The organism is Litoreibacter sp. (assembly GCF_058136045.1).
In genome coordinates, this window is record NZ_JBYVDD010000003.1 from 148,540 (window position 1) to 165,230 (window position 16,691).

The window sequence follows — 16,691 nt, forward strand, 5'->3', positions numbered from 1 at the left end:
GCCCTGTTTTTGTGTGAAAATGGGGCGCAATAATTGCGCTTTTGACATTGTACCTCCCTTGATGCTGGCCTAACTTGGTGGGACAGGCATAAACGGCAGATTACGCGGCAAACCAGCGGCGGGCAGAAAATTAGGATTAGGTAGTGTAATGGCTAATAATTCCGGCGACGGCAAAAACACCCTTTATTGTTCGTTTTGTGGCAAGTCCCAACACGAAGTGCGCAAGTTAATTGCAGGCCCAACGGTCTTTATTTGCGATGAATGTGTTGAACTGTGCATGGACATCATCCGCGAGGAGACCAAGACCGCAGGCCTTAAGGCCGCAGACGGTGTGCCCACTCCTCAAGAGATTTGTGGTGTTCTTGACGACTACGTTATCGGCCAATCTCATGCGAAGCGTGTTTTGTCGGTGGCTGTTCATAATCACTATAAGCGCCTTAATCATGCTGGGAAGTCCGGCGATATTGAACTGGCGAAGTCAAACATCATGCTGATCGGGCCAACTGGCTGCGGCAAGACGCTGCTGGCACAAACGCTGGCCCGTATTATTGATGTGCCGTTTACGATGGCCGATGCAACGACCCTGACAGAAGCGGGATATGTTGGTGAGGATGTTGAGAACATCATTTTGAAATTGTTGCAGGCGTCCGAGTACAATGTTGAGCGTGCGCAACGTGGCATCGTCTATATTGACGAAGTCGATAAAATTACCCGTAAATCTGACAACCCTTCGATTACCCGCGACGTATCGGGCGAGGGGGTGCAACAGGCTTTGCTGAAAATCATGGAAGGCACCGTTGCTTCCGTGCCGCCACAAGGTGGGCGCAAGCATCCGCAGCAGGAATTCTTGCAAGTGGACACCACGAACATCTTGTTCATCTGTGGTGGTGCATTCTCGGGGCTTGATAAAATCATCGCGCAACGCGGCAAAGGCTCGGCTATGGGCTTTGGTGCCGATGTTCGCGAAGAGAATGACAAAGGTGTGGGTGATTTATTCAAGGAATTGGAGCCGGAAGACCTGCTGAAATTCGGGCTGATCCCTGAATTTGTTGGGCGTCTGCCGGTTATTGCAACATTGGAAGATCTGGACGAAGATGCTTTGGTTACCATTTTGAGCCAGCCAAAGAACGCTTTGGTTAAGCAATATCAGCGCTTGTTCGAGCTGGAAGATGCGAAGCTGACCTTCACGGAAGATGCACTGTCGGCCATCGCCAAGCGTGCGATTAAGCGTAAAACAGGCGCGCGTGGTTTGCGCTCTATTTTGGAAGATATCCTTCTTGATACGATGTTTGAGCTCCCTGCTTTGGATAACGTCGATGAGGTTGTCGTAAACGCTGATGCGGTTAGCCGTGAGGCAAAGCCGCTAATGATTTATGGCGAGGCGAAAAAAGAGATCGAAGCTGAGGCTGGTTAATGGTGATGCGGCGGATTTCCTCTGGCGGTATTTTCGAGCCGAAAATTGGATATTGCCGCGCAGTTGTTGCCGGTGATTGGGTCCATGTCGCGGGAACCGTCGCGGGCCCTCTGCCCGAGACGGGCGAGCCACCAATAGGGGCTGCAGCGCAATGCGTCTCGGCTTTGGACATAATTGAGACTGCTCTGACACAAGCAGGCGTTGGCTTTGTGGATGTTGCGCGGGTTAACTATTACCTGCCTGCTGCGGATGAGTTTGAGAGCTGCTGGCCTGCGTTGCGTGATGCATTTAGCGGAAATCCTCCTGCGGCCACAATGATTGAATGTGGGTTGATTAATCCAAAATATCGCATTGAAATAGAAGTGACCGCTTACAAACCCGGGCTTTAGTACATGGGCTTCCTCTGGACGGGAGCGTGACTTTGGTCCATACAAATCTGGATAGATTTCGGAGGCCGATATGGGCATCATCAACACTCTTCTGCGCTCGCTGACTTGGTGGAATAGCCAGACATTGAACACGCAGTTTTTTACTTGGCGCAAAGGCGTTAAAGTTGGTGAGGATTCCGCTGGAAACATTTTTTATAAGACGTTCGATGGCAAGCGCCGCTGGGTGATCTTTAATGGTGAAGCCGAAGCTTCTCGCGTCGACCCTGATTGGCACGGCTGGCTGCACCATACTTGGGACGAGCCGCCAACCGAGAAGCCGTTTGTGCATAAGGATTGGGAAAAGCCGCATCAGCCGAACCTAACCGGAACGTCTATGGCATATGCGCCTAAAGGGGCGCTGCGTCATGCAGAGCCAAAGGCGCGCCAAGATTACGAGGCTTGGTCGCCGGAATAGACCAAATCTGACGGGGGTGCGCAGGTGGCAGAAAACACGACAGAGGTAATTGTAGGCACGGGCGTTTTGGCTGTGGCTATCGGGTTTTTGATCTACGCGACAGGGGCGACAAGCTTTGCTGCGGGCGGCGAAACCTATCCGTTGAAGGCAAGCTTTAGGTCGGCTGAAGGTATCAATGTTGGCACAGATGTGCACATGGCTGGGGTCAAAGTTGGCTCGGTCACAGACCTCAAATTGAACCCTGAAACTTTCCGTGCAGATGCTACTTTCACTATGAAACGTGGCATTGATGTTCCGGATGATAGCGCTATTTCAATAGCTTCAGAGGGATTGCTCGGTGGAAATTTTGTTGAAGTCATTCCTGGTGGCTCCCCCTTTAATCTTGAGGCGGGCGGGGAAATTGAGGACACGCAAAGCTCGGTTTCCTTAATTACGCTGCTTATGAAGTTTGTTGCTGGGAACGGCGACGAATGAAACATCTGACTGCCGCGTTGATTTTGTTGGGACTGCCCGCAGTCGCTCAAACCACAATCGAGGGCGACAATACAGTTATCCGCTTGGGCAATGCCCCGTCAATTGAGAGCAAAACCCGTGCTGCTGCGTCTAGCGCGGCTCAAGCCGTCATGCGCGGCCTTGATAAATTGGCCGGCGCTAGCGAGGATATCGTCTTAACCTCTGGTCAAGTTAGCCAATTCGGGACGCTGACGATCACCATGCACGACTGTCGCTACCCGAAAGGCAACCCGCATGGGGATGCTTTTGTGAACCTGTCGATTATAGATACTGGTTTGGGCAAAGCGGTATTCGAGGGTTGGATGGTTGCCTCTAGCCCGGCGCTGAATGCCATGGATCACCCGCGCTATGACGTTTGGGCGATCAGGTGCAAACTTGATGACCGGACACCGTCAGTGGTTGCCGGTGAAAGTTCGCCTCGGCCGCTAATGCGTCCCGAAGCGCTTGCTGGTAACTAGCGCGCGGGATCTCTATTCCGCCCATTGTGGCGAGGTGTGGTGTTGAAAATTGAGTATCGAGCAGTTTAAATCCGCCAGCATTGAGTCGGGAAACCAGATAGGCCAGCGCGATTTTGGACGCATTTTCGCGGCGCGAGAACATAGATTCCCCAAAGAACGCAGCTTTCAAAGTTACCCCGTAGCAGCCACCGACCAGCTCATCTTTGTCCCAAACCTCGACTGAATGAGCATGGCCTGCGTCAAACAGCTCCATGTAGATGTCAAAAATCGGGCGGTTAATCCATGTCTCGTCACGATCGGCGCATCCGGTGATGACACCGGCGAAATCGGTGTCAATTTTGATCTGATAGGGGGCCCGCAAAATCACTTTGCGCAGTGATTTTGAGATGTGGAATTCCCCAAGCGGGATGACGCCGCGCACATCCGGATCAAGCCAGAATAAACCGTCATCCTCGCGGCTTTCCGCCATCGGAAAAATACCGCGTGCATAGGCATTCAGGATCAGCGCCGGAGAAAGCCCCGTGGAATTTACGCCATCAGTCATGCCCACAACCAATCAAGGCGCGTACCCTCAGGTGTTTTCTTCGAGCCACTGTTCCAGCCAGTGGATGTTGTAGTCGCCGGTTTGCACTGCATCTTCGGCCAGTAATGCATGGAACAACGGGGTGGTTGTGTCGATGCCATCGACGATCAATTCACCCAATGCGCGTTTTAGCCGTGCCAGTGCGGTCGGGCGATCAGCGGCGTGAACGATCAGTTTGCCGATCAAACTGTCGTAGTAAGGCGGGATCGAATAACCGTCATATAGTGCCGAGTCCATCCGAACACCAAGCCCGCCAGGGGCATGATATTGCGTGATTTTTCCGGGGCAGGGCGTAAAGTTTGGCAGCTTTTCAGCGTTGATGCGAACTTCAATCGAGTGACCGTTCACCACCAAGTCTTCCTGTTTGAAAGACATGGGCAGCCCAGCAGCGACGTTGAGTTGTTCGCGCACAAGGTCGACACCAAAGATGGCCTCTGTCACCGGGTGCTCGACCTGTAGGCGGGTGTTCATCTCGATGAAATAGAACTCGCCGTTCTCGTAGAGAAATTCGATCGTGCCTGCGCCAGCGTAATCAATATCAGCAACGGCATCGGCGCATATCTTGCCGATTCTTGCCCGTGTTTCCGCGTCAATTGCGGGGCCGGGGGCCTCTTCAAATACTTTTTGGTGGCGGCGTTGAAGCGAGCAATCACGCTCACCCAGATGCACAGCGCGGCCTTTGCCGTCGCCGAAAACCTGTATCTCGATGTGGCGCGGCGTCGTCAGATATTTCTCGATGTAGACTTCATCATTGCCGAAGTTGGACTTGCCCTCGGCGCGCGCGGTTTGGAACGCGATCTTCATATCATCGCGCGACTGTGCAACTTTCATGCCACGCCCGCCGCCGCCAGCAGTGGCTTTGATGATGACCGGATAGCCGATTTCATCGCCAAATCGATAGGCGTCTTCAAGTGTCGGTACACCACCACCAGAGCCGGGAACGCAAGGCACGCCTAGCTTTTTCATCGTCTCAATCGCGGTGATCTTGTCGCCCATAACACGGATGTGTTGGGCAGTGGGGCCGATGAATTTCAACCCATGATCTTCAATTATTTGAACAAATCCCGCATTTTCCGACAAAAACCCATAGCCAGGGTGAATGGCTTCAGCCCCGGTGATTTCACAAGCAGAAATGATGGCGGGAATGGATAGATAGCTGTCGGTGCCGGGCGGCGGTCCGATGCAAACAGCCTCGTCGGCCATGCGCACATGCATGGCGTCGCTATCAGCGGTTGAGTGCACGGCGACGGACTGGATGCCCATTTCGCGTGCGGCACGGATTACGCGCAGGGCAATTTCACCCCGGTTTGCGATTAGAATTTTTTTGAACATGGAGGGCTACTCCACGATCATCAGCGGCGCGCCGAATTCCACAGGGGTGCCGTCTTCGACCAGCACGCGCTTTACTGTGCCGGATTTGGTGGCTGGAATGTGGTTCATGGTTTTCATGGCTTCGATGATCAGCAAGGTTTGCCCCTCGGTCACCTTATCGCCAACGGAAACGAATGGTGGTGTGTCGGGCTCGGCCTGTAAGTAGCAGGTGCCGACCATTGGCGATGTCACCGCCCCGGCATGTTGTGCAGGATCGTCGTCTGTGGCGGCAGATGCAGCGGGTGCTGGGACTGGGGCTGCGGCGGTAGGTGCCGCTGCTACAGTCGTGGCAACTGCTTGTTGTACAACGTTTACTTGTTTGGAAACTCGTACAAACAGGCTGTCAGATTCGCCGTATTCGCGTGTGACCTCAAGCTCGGTCAGCTCATTACTTTTGAGCACTTCAGCCAGTGCCTTAACGAAGGCGACATCGCCGTCATGGGAGTTTTTTGCCATCTTATCTTCATTCCTCACCCGGGGGCCGTTCTTCTCTGCGGGACTCGACCCAACGGAACGGCCTTACTATGATTTACCGCTTATAGGACAAGGGGGATTAGGTGAAAACCCGTGAAATAGCCCGACTAGGGGGGCGCGGCCTCGTCAAAGTCGGGGCGCGGGACAAGCAAGTCGACCTGCTCGCCAGTTGGTTGGGGTGTTTGTATCCCCTGCATCTTGCGCAACAGCGCCTGTAATTCATGCCCTTCGCGGGTGCGTAATTGAGGGTGTGACTGGTCGCTATGTGGTAGCAATGCCGCCGCCGAGGACGCCGCCGGGGTCACTGGTGCCACGCGGGCTTGTGTGACGGGGGCCTGTGTTAGCGGCGCAAAAGGTGTCTGAGACCGATCTTGCACTGGCTGTATCGCTGGTTTGGTTTGCACCGGTATCATACCGGATAAATGGTTGTAGAGAAGTGTCATCGCAGAGCCCTTCCGATAACAGAGGAACCCACCCAGGTGAAATTTGACGCCTCATTATAAACCTGCGGTTAACAGGGCCCACGGAAAAGGGCGCAGTTTGATGAAACTGCGCCCCTAAGTTGTATCAAATTGGAGTGACGTTAAATTGCGAGGTACTCTGCGCGCAACTGGTCATTCTCCAGCACCTCTTCGGCAGAGCCGTCAAAGACCACGGAGCCTGTGTCAAGGATTACGGCGCGATCCGCCAGTTTCAAGGCGGCCACGGCGTTTTGTTCCACGATGATCGTGGTGATGCCTTGGTCGCGAATGAGTTGCAGTGTTTTTGCGATTTCTTGCACAATAACTGGTGCCAGACCCTCGTATGGCTCATCCAGTAGCAGAACTTTGATGTCCCGACACAAGGCGCGTGCGATGGCCAGCATTTGCTGCTCGCCACCAGACAGTGTTATGCCCTCTTGCTTGCGGCGCTCCTCCAAGCGGGGGAATAACTCATAAACGCGCTCGATCGACCACCCGATAGGCGGGGCGATTTGTGCGAGCTTCAAGTTCTCCTCCACGGTCAGCCCGGCGATGATGTTGCGGTCTTCTGGGACCAAAGCAATGCCAGCAGCCGAGGCCTGATAGGAGGCCATATCGTGCAGCGGTTGGTGATCCAGCCATATCTCGCCGTGCTTAAGTTGCGGGTCATTCATGCGAGCAATCGTGCGCAGGGTCGAGGTTTTACCCGCACCGTTGCGCCCCAGAAGGGCAAGAATTTCGCCCTCATGCACGTTAAAGCTGACGCCTTGCACGATGTAGCTTTCGCCGTAATAGGCCTTTATGTCCCAAACCGACAGGAAGGCGGGGGCGGTGGCCGCGTGGTTGGCGTTCTTGTTGAAGTCGGGTTTTACATTCATTTTTCCGGCTCCTAAACCTGTGCCTCACCCAGATACGCTTCGCGCACCTTGGGATGGCCTTTGATGTTTTCAGGGGTGTCTTCGACCAGCGGAGTGCCTTGCGCCAACACGGTGATACGATCCGCCAGCGAGAACACGACGTGCATGTCGTGCTCGATGATGGCCATGGTGATGTCGTATTTTTCCTTGATCTCTTTGAGCAAATCAATCGTGTTGTTGGTGTCGGCCCGCGCCATGCCTGCTGTTGGCTCGTCAAGCAGCAGCAGTTTTGGTTTTTGGACAAGGCACATGGCCATCTCTAGGCGGCGTTTGTCGCCACGCGACATGGATGACGCAATCATGTTGCGCTTATCAAGCATGTTGACGTCCTCAAGGATGGCCTCGGCCATGCCAATGATGTCGGATTGGCCGCGTACAGGTTTGATAGCGTTCAGCTTGAACGACCCGTCGCGATGCGCGAAGCAGGGGATCATCACGTTCTCGAACACGGTCAGGTCGGCGAAGATTTCGGGTGTTTGGAAAACCCGTGCGACGCCCATCTGGTTGATCTCGTAGGGTTTTCGGCCCAGCAGGGACTGGCCCTGAAAGGTCACTGACCCCGTGTCCGGGATCAGCTTGCCCACGAGGCAGTTCAGTAGCGTGGATTTACCAGCCCCGTTGGGGCCGATGATCGCGTGAACCGTGTGCTCTTTCACGCTGAGGTTTACGTCACCTAATGCTTGCAACCCGCCAAAGCGCTTGCCGACATTTTTGATCTCTAGGATACCCATGTCATATGCTCCTTATTCAGCAGGGGGGGTGTCAGTGGCAGAGGTGGCATCGTCAGGCTTACCCCACCGATTGCGAACGGCTTTTGCGATGCGCTGCCCGCCTTCAACCAATCCGCCGGGCAAGAAGACCACGACGGTCACAAACAGCAGCCCAAGGGTCAAGTGCCAGCCTTTGCCCACGAACGGGTGGACGATGGCGATCACAAAGTTCTCAAACCCATCAGGCAGAAACGCGAACCACTGGTGCAGCACTGTGTCGTTGATCTTGGAGAAGATGTTCTCGAAGTACTTGATGAAACCAGCACCCAGAACCGGACCAATCAAGGTGCCAGCGCCGCCGAGGATAGTCATCAAAACGACTTCGCCAGAAGCTGTCCATTGCATACGTTCTGCGCCTGCCAGCGGATCCATGGAGGCCATCAGGCCGCCAGCTAAACCCGCATACATGCCGGAGATCACGAAAGCCGCCAGCGTGTAGGGGCGTGGGTTCAGGCCCGTGTAGTTCATCCGCGTCTGGTTGGTCTTGATGGCTTTCAGCATCAGCCCTAAAGGTGAGCGGAAGATGCGGATAGACAGGTAGAACATGCCCAGCATGATGATCGCACACAGGTAGTAGCCGATGTTAAGGTCAAAGCTCCATGGTCCCAAATCCAGCGAATAGGTGCTTTGCATCTTGGCACCAAACAGGTGCGGGATGTTTGGCATGTTCTCGGACTGAAGGTACTGCGGGTCAGAGTTGTAGACCTGCAAGCCGGTCTCGCCATTGGTCAGCGGTGTCAGCACCGAATAGGCCAGCGCAAACGACATCTGTGCAAAGGCAAGTGTCAGGATCGAGAAGTAAATCCCTGACCTCCGGAGCGAGATGTAGCCAATCAGCAAGGCAAAGGCCGCCGAGGTGACAACCGCCAAAAGGATGCCGGGTAGGATGTTGTAGCTCAAGAGCTTGAACATCCACACGGCAGAGTAAGAGCCAATGCCGAGGAAGGCCGCGTGGCCAAAGCTGAGGTAGCCGGTGAGGCCGAACAAGATATTGAACCCGATGGCAAAGATGCCAAAGATCACAAAGCGTTGCATCAAGTCGGGGTAGCCCGCGTTGAATTGCGCCATCGCGGAGCCCTCAGGGAAGGGGTTCAGGATGAAGGGAGCGAACATCGTCAAAATAGCGACGGCGATCAGCAGGGAGGTGTCTTTCTTTTCGAGACCAAACATATTCTTAGTCCTCCATCACGCCTTTGCGACCCATAAGGCCACGCGGACGTACTAGTAGAATGATAATTGCAACAAGGTAGATGATGATTTGGTCAATACCCGGAACGATGTTTTTGATCACAGTCATTGACGACAAGCTCTCCAAAATACCCAGCAAGAAGCCAGCCAGCACAGCACCGGGCAAACTGCCCATGCCGCCAACAACCACGACCACAAAGCTGAGGACCAAGAAGTCCATGCCCATATGGTAGTTGGGCGAGTTAATAGGCGCGTACATGACACCGGCCAGTCCCGCCACCGCGGCTGCTATGCCAAACATGATGGTAAAGCGTTTGTCGATGTTAATGCCCAACAGGCCCACGGTCTCGCGGTCGGCCATGCCAGCGCGCACAACCATCCCGAAGGTGGTGAACTGCAAGAAGGCGAAGACGGCGGCGATAATCACTGCGGAGAAGCCAAAGTTGACCAGTCGCCAGTAAGGGTATTTGACCACGTCAGCGCCAAAGCCCAGCAACACCCCGAAGTCATACGAGCCTTTGAACACGTCTGGGGCAGGGGTCGGGATCGGGTTCGCGCCGTAAATTTGCTTGATGACCTCTTGGATCACGATGGCAAGGCCAAAGGTCACAAGGATCTGGTCGGCATGTGGGCGACTATAAAAGTGCTTGATCAGCCCGCGTTCCATGATGAAGCCAATGGCAATCATGATCGGGATGGCAAACAGGATGGCAATCGGGACGGACCAATCGATTATGGCGCCGCCCATCTCAGGGCCGAACCAGCTTTCCACATAAGGCGTCTTGATCTTGGCTGGGTTGCCAAGAAAGTCCACCCGTGTGGGGTCGATTGTCTCGAAGGAAATCGACAAGATGCGCTGCACGGTGACCGCGCAGAATGCACCGAGCATGAACAAGGCCCCGTGGGCAAAGTTCACCACGCCCAGCGTGCCGAAGATCAAGGTTAGGCCCAGGGCAATCAGCGCATATGCTGAGCCCTTGTCCAAACCGTTCAATAATTGAAGAAGGATTACGTCCATCGGTCCCGTACTCGCCATTTAGGGGTGATCGCATGGCCCACGTACCGCTCCGCTCAAGCGGAAATGGTGGGGCATGGGGGTGCCGGGGCCCGCTTCCTTTTTGGGTAAAAGCAGGCCCCGGCTGTTGTGCTGTTAGCTTAGGCTTATGCGCCCGGGTTACATGAACCCAGTTCGCCACCTGCAAACATTGCATGGTCGACCGCATATTCAACCTGTGCACGTGGGGTAATTTCCACGATTTCCAGAAGGTCAAACTCGGAGGTCGGGTTGTCTTTACCCTTCACAACCAGCACGTCTTTGAAGCACTGGTGGTCGCCGGCGCGATATTCTGTTGCGCCGTTGCCCAAGCCGTCGAATTTGAAGCCTTCGAGAGCTTCGGCGATGCCGCATGGGTTGAACGTGCCTGCACGCTCGGCCGCATCTGCATAAAGCATAGTTTGGCAGTAAACGGTGTGAGCCGCCTGGCTTGGTGGGAAGCCGTACTTTTCGCCAAACGACTTAACGAATGCTTTAGAGCCTTCGTCGGTCAGGGACCAGTGCCAGTTGGTAGAGCCAAAGATGCCTTTAACGTTTTCGCCAGCACCACGAGCCATCAGGCGCGAGTACAATGGAACAACGATTTCAAAGTCTTTGCCGTTCACTTGCTTTTCACGCAGACCAAACTGAACCGCAGACGTCAGCGAGTTCACCATGTTCCCGCCGTAGTGGTTCAGAACCAAAACATCGGCGCCAGAGTTCAGAACCGGAGCAACATAAGCCGAGAAATCGGTTGTCGCCAGCGGTGTCAGAACGTTGCTTGCTGTCTTCCAGCCCATAGCTTCGGTTGCAGCTTGGATAGATTCCTGCTGCGTCCAGCCCCATGTATAGTCGGCTGTCAGGTGGTAGGCGGTCCGGTCAGTGCCGTAGCGTGCTTTCAGCACTGGTGCCAAAGCAGCCGCAGACATGTAGCCGTTAAAGAAGTGACGGAAGCCATTGGCTTTCTTATCTTTACCGGTTGTGTCGTTGGAGTGCGTCAGACCAGCCATGAAGATCACGCCAGCTTCTTGGCACAAACCTTGAACAGCAATAGCAACACCAGAGGACGAACCACCAGTAATCATCACTGCGCCGTCTTTTTCGATCATCGATTTGGCCGATGCGCGCGCTGCGTCAGATTTGGTTTGTGTATCGCCAGTGACGAATTCCACTTTCTTGCCCAAGATACCGTTGCCTTGCAGGGCTTTGGACGTGAAGGTGTTCATCATGCCGCCGTCGCCGCCACCGTTCAGGTGCTCGACTGCCAGCTCATAGGCGCGTAGCTCGTCCGCGCCCTCATCGGCGTAGGGGCCGGACTGTGGTACGTTGAAGCCCAGTGTTACGCTGGAACCCGTTGGTGCATTGAGATAGCCGGAATGGCCGTCGGCCCACACGGAGCCGTCATAAATCGTTGGCATAGCCAAAGCGCCGCCTGCCATTGCAGACGTCTTGAGCAAGCCACGACGTGTGAAGTTCGAATTGGACATTAAAATCCTCCCTAAGTGATTGTGGCCCTCTTCCTCCTCAGAAAGGAGCCGTGGTCTGATGGTTCTCAGGCCATCCCCAGTATCGGGGAGGTAAGGTAAATCACGCAACAAGCCTTTGGGTGGGTTGGAAAAATTTGTAAACAAATGGACATTGCGCGCGCAGAAAGTGTAAAGTAATTTTCAGCGCGTTGCGGAAATGCACTGGATTCGTTCACTAATCCCGTGCTCTGAGCGCCTTAGTGGGAAGGAATTGAAATGCCAAAATCTGCCCTAACCGGCTCTCGAATTCGCGAGCACCGCCTAATGCGTGGCATAAAACAGGCAGATTTGGCGCGTCAGATTGGCATTTCGGCCAGCTATCTTAACCTTATTGAACATAACCGACGCAGAATCGGGGGCAAAACCCTACTTGCCTTGTCTGAGGTCTTGGAAATTGATCCCTCGACCCTAAGCCAAGGGGCAGAGCGGGCGGTGGTGGCAGAATTGCAAGATGCCGCTGCATCCGACGCCGACATGGTGGTCGAATTGGATCAGATTGACGATTTGGTGGCGCGGTTTCCGGGCTGGGCTGCAAAGATTACTGCGCAACATCGCCGCTTGCGGGTACTGGAGAACACAGTAGGCGGGTTGAATGACCGCCTGACCCATGATCCGATCCTGTCGGAAAAAATGCACGAGGTGCTCTCTACGGTATCGGCTATCCGCTCCACCGCTTCTATTCTTGTAGGCACGCCGGATCTGGGGGCTGAGTGGCAGGAGCGATTTTATTCCAACATTGATACGGAAAGCCGGCGTTTGGCTGAAAGCTCGGCCTCGATGGCGACGCATCTCGACCGATTATCGCGTCAGGATGCAAGTACGACCACCCCGCTAGAGGCGGTCTTTGCTGCGATGGACGCGCGCGGGCACCATTTTCCTGAACTGGAGGTGGAAGATGCGTCCGAGGTGGAGGTTGCCACGTTGGTGGCGGCATTGGCCGAATTGGACAGTTTACCTGCGCGAGAGCTGGGGCAGCAGTATTTGTCGAGCTACTGTCGAGATGCGCGGATATTGCCGCTTGCGACGTTTGAGACCGCAGCCGAAGAGCTGGCTTTCGACCCGGCGGCCCTTGCTGCGCGCTTTGGGGTGGGGTTGGATCTGGTCTTCCGGCGCCTCGCAACCCTGCCGCGCAGCGCGGCAATTCCCGACATGGGGTTGGTGAGTTGTGACGCCTCTGGGGCGCTGATCGTGCGCAAAGCACCCTCTGGCTTTGCTTTACCATGGTTCGGGGCGGGGTGTTCGCTTTGGCCGCTGTTCTCGGCGTTTAACTCGCCCGGCGTGCCGCTGCGCCGTGTGGTGGAGGCCGAAGACGGCACCCAGTTTACAACATTTGCTCTTGCACACCCGTCGGGTCCGCTACACTTTGACCATGCGCCAGTTTACCACGCGACAATGCTGCTCATTGCGCGGGCGGGGCATACGGGCGAAGAGGCGGCAAGCGCCCCGTTACAGGTGGGCAGTTCTTGCCGTATCTGTGCGCGAGTTAACTGCAAGGCCCGGCGCGAGCCAACGGTTTTGGGGCAGGGATAAAGAGTAAGCCTTTTGACAAGTGGAAAATTTCGGGCCTAATGGGGTCAAATAGGGGAAGTCAGCCAAACTTGGGGAGGAGTAGGGCTTATGTCAAAGTCAGTATTGCTCGTTGAGGACGAGCCAAATATTATCGAGGCAATCAGCTTTTTGTTAGAGCGCGACGGCTGGACCGTGCGCATTCACTCAACGGGCCATGACGCCGTGGAGGCGGTCGCGCGGGTCGAGCCGGACGTGGTGGTGCTTGATGTGATGTTGCCGGGGCGCAGCGGCTTTGAGATTTTACGCGACCTGCGCAGTGAAGACGCGACGCGTGATTTACCAATCTTAATGCTCACCGCACGCGGCCAGACCAAAGATCGGGAGTTGGCGGAAAGCTATGGGGTCAGCCACTTCATGACCAAACCATTCTCGAACGAAGAAATGCTGGGTAAGGTGCGTGAACTCTACGCCGGACGGCAAGCTCTAAGCATCGCGCCCGGCGATAAGTCCTAAGCCCGATGGCGCGCCAACCCGATGAGCCAAAAGGGCAAGGTCGTAGTCGGCTGATGGCCAGCAATCAGACGTCTCGCAGTTTGTATCTGGAGCGCCGGGTCTACCAAGGCCGCCGCTTGGTCGATGCGGCCAAGCTATTGCCGGTCATCGGGGTTCTTTTGTTCGTTGTGCCTGCCTTGTTGATGGGCACTCCGGGGGGGCCTGATGCTGGCGCAAGCACGGCCATGCGGCTGGTGTATTTCTTTTTCATATGGGCCTGCCTGATTGCCACCTGCGCAGTCATCGCACGGGGGCTGGCCGGAGGGCACGCGCGCACCACGCGCCATGGACCTGCGGCAGCAAAGCCCCCTGAGGATGCCGGTTGATGGTCAGCTTTAATATTCTGATCACAGTTGCAGCCATCTATACGTTGGTGCTGTTCTCGGTCGCATTCTATGCGGATCAACGGGCCAGTCGGGGATTGACGCGATGGCTGCGCTCGCCTTGGACCTACACTTTGTCGCTGAGTGTGTATTGCACCGCGTGGACGTTTTATGGGGCGGTGGGGAATGCGGCGCGCTCGGGGTTGGAATACCTGACGATCTACCTTGGCCCGACACTGGTATTTATGGCGTGGTGGTGGCTGTTGCGCAAATTGGTTCGGATTGGCAAGGCCGAGCGGATCACCTCAATCGCGGATATGATTTCCAGCCGCTACGGCAAGTCTCCGGCCATTGCAGCAATTGTAACTGTACTCGCTATTGCTGGAACGACGCCATATATTGCTTTGCAATTACAGTCAGTTACGCTTTCTGTTGCGGTCTTTGCCGAATTCCCTAATGGCGGCTATACTGGTGAAGATCTAAATGCGACGGCCTTTTGGCTTTCGGTCGGGCTTGCGTTGTTCACCATCTTCTTTGGCACCCGAAACCTTGATGCCAACGAGCGGCACCACGGCGTTGTGACTGCCATCGCGCTGGAGGCCATTGTGAAACTGGTGGCGCTGGTGGCGGTTGGTATCTTTGTCGTTTGGGGCGCAACCGGCGGCTTGTCAGATACGTTGCAAATCATCGAGGCCAGTCCGGTGGCCGAGTGGCGGCCCAGCCCCAGCCGCTGGACCGCGATGATTTTCTTGTCGGCGGCGGCTATTATCAGCCTGCCGCGGATGTTTCAGGTCATGGTTGTCGAGAACTCGGACGAGCGGCATCTGCGCACCGCCGCTTGGGCCTTTCCGGCCTATTTGATGGCGATGAGCCTGTTCGTGCTACCGATTGCGGTGGTCGGTTTGGCGGTCATGCCTGAGGGGGCCAACCCCGATTTATTCGTGCTGACCTTACCGTTGGAGTTGGGTCAAGAGGGGCTTGCGCTGCTGGCGTTTCTTGGTGGCTTTTCCTCGGCGACGTCGATGGTGATCGTGGCCTCTATTGCCTTAGCTACGATGGTGTCCAACCACATTGTGGTGCCGATCTGGCTGTTGACACAATCGCAAGGCGCGTCCGTCTCTGGGGACTTGCGCCATGTGGTTTTGCTGTCGCGGCGTATCTCTATCGCCGCCATTTTGGGGCTGGGGTACACCTATTACCGCACCACGGGTGGCTCAACCGCACTGTCCGCCATCGGGTTGGTCAGCTTCACCGGTGTGGCGCAGGTGATGCCTGCGTTGTTGGGCGGGTTGTTTTGGCGCGGTGCGACGCGTCGCGGGGCGATTGCCGGGCTGCTGGTTGGCTTTGGGCTTTGGCTCTACACGCTGCTGCTGCCCGCCATCGGAGCCTTTCCCGCGACGATGATGGAGCACGGGCTGTTCGGACTGGATTTGCTTAAACCCCAGGCTTTGCTGGGCATTGGTGATATGGACCCTCTGGTGCATTCTATTTTTTGGTCTATCGTGTTGAATTCACTGGCTTTTGTTTTGATATCCTTGGTGTCTTATCCGACGCCGATGGAACGCATGCAGGGGGCCGGATTTGTCAATGTGTTTGAGCGCGGGGATGAGGCTGTCGGCCCTGCGGGGGGGCAGGCGGAGGCCGAGGACTTACTGGTGATGGCCCAACGCCTGCTTGGCCCCAGAGAGGCGCAAACGCTGTTTCAGCGCGAGGCGACACGGCAAGGGAAGGAGGGCTATCTTCCTGATCCAACATCCGATTTCGTGGCCCAATTGGAGCGCGAATTGGCGGGCTCTGTGGGGGCTGCGACGGCCCATGCGATGGTTGCTCAAATCAACGGGCAAGCCTCTGTTTCGGTGCGTGATCTGCTGGCCGTGGCCGATGAGAGTGCACAGATGTTGGAGTATTCCAGCAAGCTGGAAGTGCAGTCGCGCGAGTTGGAGAAAACCGCGCGCAAGCTGCGAGATGCCAATACCAAGTTGACCGCGTTGTCGGTCCAAAAGGATGCGTTTCTAAGTCAGGTTAGCCATGAATTGCGCACGCCGATGACCTCGATCCGCTCGTTCTCGGAATTTCTGAAAGAGGGCGGGATGAGTGCCGAGGCCCGCACCCGATATTCAGGGATTATCCATGAGGAAAGCATTCGGCTGACGCGCCTGCTCGATGACCTTTTGGACCTGAGTGTTTTGGAAAGCGGGCAGGTGGTGTTGAACGACCAACAGGCAAATTTGCGTGATTTGTTGGATCGGGCCGTGTCCTCTGCCGGTGTTGATCAGCCTAAATCCGGCGAGTTGGTTCTGCGGCGCAATATGGCGCGTGAAGATCTGGATGTGAAAACCGATACGGATCGTCTGAGTCAGGTGTTTATCAACCTGATTTCGAATGCCCAAAAATACTGCGTGGCAGAGGCCCCGTTGCTGCGCATTATCGTGACGCAATATGCGCATAGCGTAGATATTGATTTCATTGATAACGGGGCCGGGATCGACGCAAGTGATGCCCCTTTGGTGTTTGAGAAATTTGTGCGCCTGAGCGATCAGGCCTCGGCGGGGAGTGCCGGGCTTGGACTGGCGATCAGTCGTGAAATCATGCACCGTTTGGGCGGGACACTCGATTATCTTCCGGGACAAAGTGGCGCTGCTTTCCGGGTGCGTTTGCCTTTGGGAAATGGTGCGGAAAAAACATGAGGTAAAAGCCATTCAATTTGGGGCGGTTAATAATATCTCAGGGATTGGGCGTCACATCTACCTGTGAAC

At 55.5% G+C, this 16,691-nt stretch carries 18 protein-coding genes; 9 read left to right on the forward strand and 9 right to left on the reverse strand.

What is annotated here, in order from left to right; all coding sequences use genetic code 11:
- Positions 1–148: 148 nt before the first annotated feature.
- The 5 genes from clpX to AC3Y7R_RS02075 all read left to right on the forward strand — a co-directional run bounded on the left by clpX (position 149) and on the right by AC3Y7R_RS02075 (position 3,228).
- On the forward strand, positions 149–1,414 hold the full coding sequence (gene clpX, locus AC3Y7R_RS02055) for an ATP-dependent Clp protease ATP-binding subunit ClpX (protein ID WP_490040341.1): 1,266 nt from the start codon (positions 149–151) through the stop codon (positions 1,412–1,414).
- On the forward strand, positions 1,414–1,803 hold the full coding sequence (locus AC3Y7R_RS02060) for a RidA family protein (protein ID WP_490040342.1): 390 nt from the start codon (positions 1,414–1,416) through the stop codon (positions 1,801–1,803). Before clpX ends, AC3Y7R_RS02060 begins: the two co-directional genes overlap by 1 nt.
- Positions 1,804–1,873: 70 nt before the next feature.
- Positions 1,874–2,257, forward strand: a complete 384-nt coding sequence (locus AC3Y7R_RS02065) for an NADH:ubiquinone oxidoreductase subunit NDUFA12 (protein ID WP_490040343.1) — start codon at positions 1,874–1,876, stop codon at positions 2,255–2,257.
- A 24-nt stretch (positions 2,258–2,281) separates the two neighbouring features.
- Positions 2,282–2,731 carry an outer membrane lipid asymmetry maintenance protein MlaD gene (mlaD, locus tag AC3Y7R_RS02070; protein WP_490040344.1) on the forward strand — a complete coding sequence of 150 codons (450 nt, stop codon included), beginning with the start codon at positions 2,282–2,284 and terminating at the stop codon, positions 2,729–2,731.
- Positions 2,728–3,228, forward strand: coding sequence for a DUF2155 domain-containing protein (locus AC3Y7R_RS02075; RefSeq protein ID WP_490040345.1), 501 nt, complete (start codon positions 2,728–2,730; stop codon positions 3,226–3,228). The genes mlaD and AC3Y7R_RS02075 overlap by 4 nt, the downstream gene beginning before the upstream one ends.
- On the opposite strand, the gene aat is transcribed toward AC3Y7R_RS02075, so the two are convergent.
- From aat to AC3Y7R_RS02120, 9 genes are all read right to left on the reverse strand, one after another.
- Positions 3,134–3,772 carry a leucyl/phenylalanyl-tRNA--protein transferase gene (gene aat, locus AC3Y7R_RS02080; RefSeq protein ID WP_490040346.1) on the reverse strand — a complete coding sequence of 213 codons (639 nt, stop codon included), beginning with the start codon at positions 3,770–3,772 and terminating at the stop codon, positions 3,134–3,136. The genes AC3Y7R_RS02075 and aat overlap by 95 nt on opposite strands.
- A 27-nt stretch (positions 3,773–3,799) precedes the next feature.
- Positions 3,800–5,143, reverse strand: a complete 1,344-nt coding sequence (gene accC / locus AC3Y7R_RS02085) for an acetyl-CoA carboxylase biotin carboxylase subunit (protein ID WP_490040347.1) — start codon at positions 5,141–5,143, stop codon at positions 3,800–3,802.
- 6 nt (positions 5,144–5,149) lie between these two features.
- Positions 5,150–5,638, reverse strand: coding sequence for an acetyl-CoA carboxylase biotin carboxyl carrier protein (accB, locus tag AC3Y7R_RS02090; RefSeq protein ID WP_490040348.1), 489 nt, complete (start codon positions 5,636–5,638; stop codon positions 5,150–5,152).
- A gap of 125 nt (positions 5,639–5,763) precedes the next feature.
- Complete coding sequence (locus AC3Y7R_RS02095) at positions 5,764–6,099, reverse strand: hypothetical protein (protein WP_490040349.1); 336 nt, start codon at positions 6,097–6,099, stop codon at positions 5,764–5,766.
- A gap of 140 nt (positions 6,100–6,239) precedes the next feature.
- A complete protein-coding gene (locus AC3Y7R_RS02100; RefSeq protein ID WP_490040350.1) occupies positions 6,240–6,995 on the reverse strand; it encodes an ABC transporter ATP-binding protein in 756 nt (251 codons plus the stop codon).
- Positions 6,996–7,006: 11 nt separating this feature from the next.
- Positions 7,007–7,765, reverse strand: a complete 759-nt coding sequence (locus AC3Y7R_RS02105; protein WP_490040351.1) for an ABC transporter ATP-binding protein — start codon at positions 7,763–7,765, stop codon at positions 7,007–7,009.
- A gap of 12 nt (positions 7,766–7,777) precedes the next feature.
- Entirely contained in the window at positions 7,778–8,974 is a 1,197-nt protein-coding gene (locus tag AC3Y7R_RS02110) for a branched-chain amino acid ABC transporter permease (protein WP_490040352.1), read from the reverse strand.
- A 4-nt stretch (positions 8,975–8,978) separates the two neighbouring features.
- Complete coding sequence (locus AC3Y7R_RS02115; protein WP_490040353.1) at positions 8,979–10,010, reverse strand: branched-chain amino acid ABC transporter permease; 1,032 nt, start codon at positions 10,008–10,010, stop codon at positions 8,979–8,981.
- Between the two features lie 143 nt (positions 10,011–10,153).
- Positions 10,154–11,512 carry a substrate-binding protein gene (locus AC3Y7R_RS02120; protein WP_490040354.1) on the reverse strand — a complete coding sequence of 453 codons (1,359 nt, stop codon included), beginning with the start codon at positions 11,510–11,512 and terminating at the stop codon, positions 10,154–10,156.
- Positions 11,513–11,767: 255 nt separating this feature from the next.
- On the opposite strand from AC3Y7R_RS02120, the gene AC3Y7R_RS02125 reads away from it, so the two are divergent.
- From AC3Y7R_RS02125 to AC3Y7R_RS02140, 4 genes are all read left to right on the forward strand, one after another.
- Positions 11,768–13,081, forward strand: a complete 1,314-nt coding sequence (locus AC3Y7R_RS02125; RefSeq protein ID WP_490040355.1) for a short-chain fatty acyl-CoA regulator family protein — start codon at positions 11,768–11,770, stop codon at positions 13,079–13,081.
- A gap of 87 nt (positions 13,082–13,168) precedes the next feature.
- The gene (locus AC3Y7R_RS02130; protein WP_490040356.1) at positions 13,169–13,573 is read left to right on the forward strand and encodes a response regulator transcription factor; all 405 of its coding nucleotides are present in this window, start codon (positions 13,169–13,171) and stop codon (positions 13,571–13,573) included.
- 5 nt (positions 13,574–13,578) lie between these two features.
- On the forward strand, positions 13,579–13,938 hold the full coding sequence (locus AC3Y7R_RS02135) for a hypothetical protein (protein ID WP_490040357.1): 360 nt from the start codon (positions 13,579–13,581) through the stop codon (positions 13,936–13,938).
- On the forward strand, positions 13,938–16,622 hold the full coding sequence (locus AC3Y7R_RS02140; protein ID WP_490040358.1) for an ATP-binding protein: 2,685 nt from the start codon (positions 13,938–13,940) through the stop codon (positions 16,620–16,622). The genes AC3Y7R_RS02135 and AC3Y7R_RS02140 overlap by 1 nt, the downstream gene beginning before the upstream one ends.
- Positions 16,623–16,691 lie beyond the last annotated feature (69 nt).

Coding starts and splice junctions, on each gene's coding strand:
- AC3Y7R_RS02110 (WP_490040352.1), bottom strand. CDS start 8,974: ATGTTTGGTCTCGAAAAGAAAGACACCTCCCTGCTGATCGCCGTCGCT.
- accB (WP_490040348.1), bottom strand. CDS start 5,638: ATGGCAAAAAACTCCCATGACGGCGATGTCGCCTTCGTTAAGGCACTG.
- AC3Y7R_RS02060 (WP_490040342.1), top strand. CDS start 1,414: ATGGTGATGCGGCGGATTTCCTCTGGCGGTATTTTCGAGCCGAAAATT.
- AC3Y7R_RS02125 (WP_490040355.1), top strand. CDS start 11,768: ATGCCAAAATCTGCCCTAACCGGCTCTCGAATTCGCGAGCACCGCCTA.
- AC3Y7R_RS02105 (WP_490040351.1), bottom strand. CDS start 7,765: ATGGGTATCCTAGAGATCAAAAATGTCGGCAAGCGCTTTGGCGGGTTG.
- AC3Y7R_RS02100 (WP_490040350.1), bottom strand. CDS start 6,995: ATGAATGTAAAACCCGACTTCAACAAGAACGCCAACCACGCGGCCACC.
- AC3Y7R_RS02140 (WP_490040358.1), top strand. CDS start 13,938: ATGGTCAGCTTTAATATTCTGATCACAGTTGCAGCCATCTATACGTTG.
- aat (WP_490040346.1), bottom strand. CDS start 3,772: ATGACTGATGGCGTAAATTCCACGGGGCTTTCTCCGGCGCTGATCCTG.
- accC (WP_490040347.1), bottom strand. CDS start 5,143: ATGTTCAAAAAAATTCTAATCGCAAACCGGGGTGAAATTGCCCTGCGC.
- AC3Y7R_RS02095 (WP_490040349.1), bottom strand. CDS start 6,099: ATGACACTTCTCTACAACCATTTATCCGGTATGATACCGGTGCAAACC.
- clpX (WP_490040341.1), top strand. CDS start 149: ATGGCTAATAATTCCGGCGACGGCAAAAACACCCTTTATTGTTCGTTT.
- AC3Y7R_RS02130 (WP_490040356.1), top strand. CDS start 13,169: ATGTCAAAGTCAGTATTGCTCGTTGAGGACGAGCCAAATATTATCGAG.
- AC3Y7R_RS02065 (WP_490040343.1), top strand. CDS start 1,874: ATGGGCATCATCAACACTCTTCTGCGCTCGCTGACTTGGTGGAATAGC.
- AC3Y7R_RS02120 (WP_490040354.1), bottom strand. CDS start 11,512: ATGTCCAATTCGAACTTCACACGTCGTGGCTTGCTCAAGACGTCTGCA.
- AC3Y7R_RS02115 (WP_490040353.1), bottom strand. CDS start 10,010: ATGGACGTAATCCTTCTTCAATTATTGAACGGTTTGGACAAGGGCTCA.
- AC3Y7R_RS02135 (WP_490040357.1), top strand. CDS start 13,579: ATGGCGCGCCAACCCGATGAGCCAAAAGGGCAAGGTCGTAGTCGGCTG.
- AC3Y7R_RS02075 (WP_490040345.1), top strand. CDS start 2,728: ATGAAACATCTGACTGCCGCGTTGATTTTGTTGGGACTGCCCGCAGTC.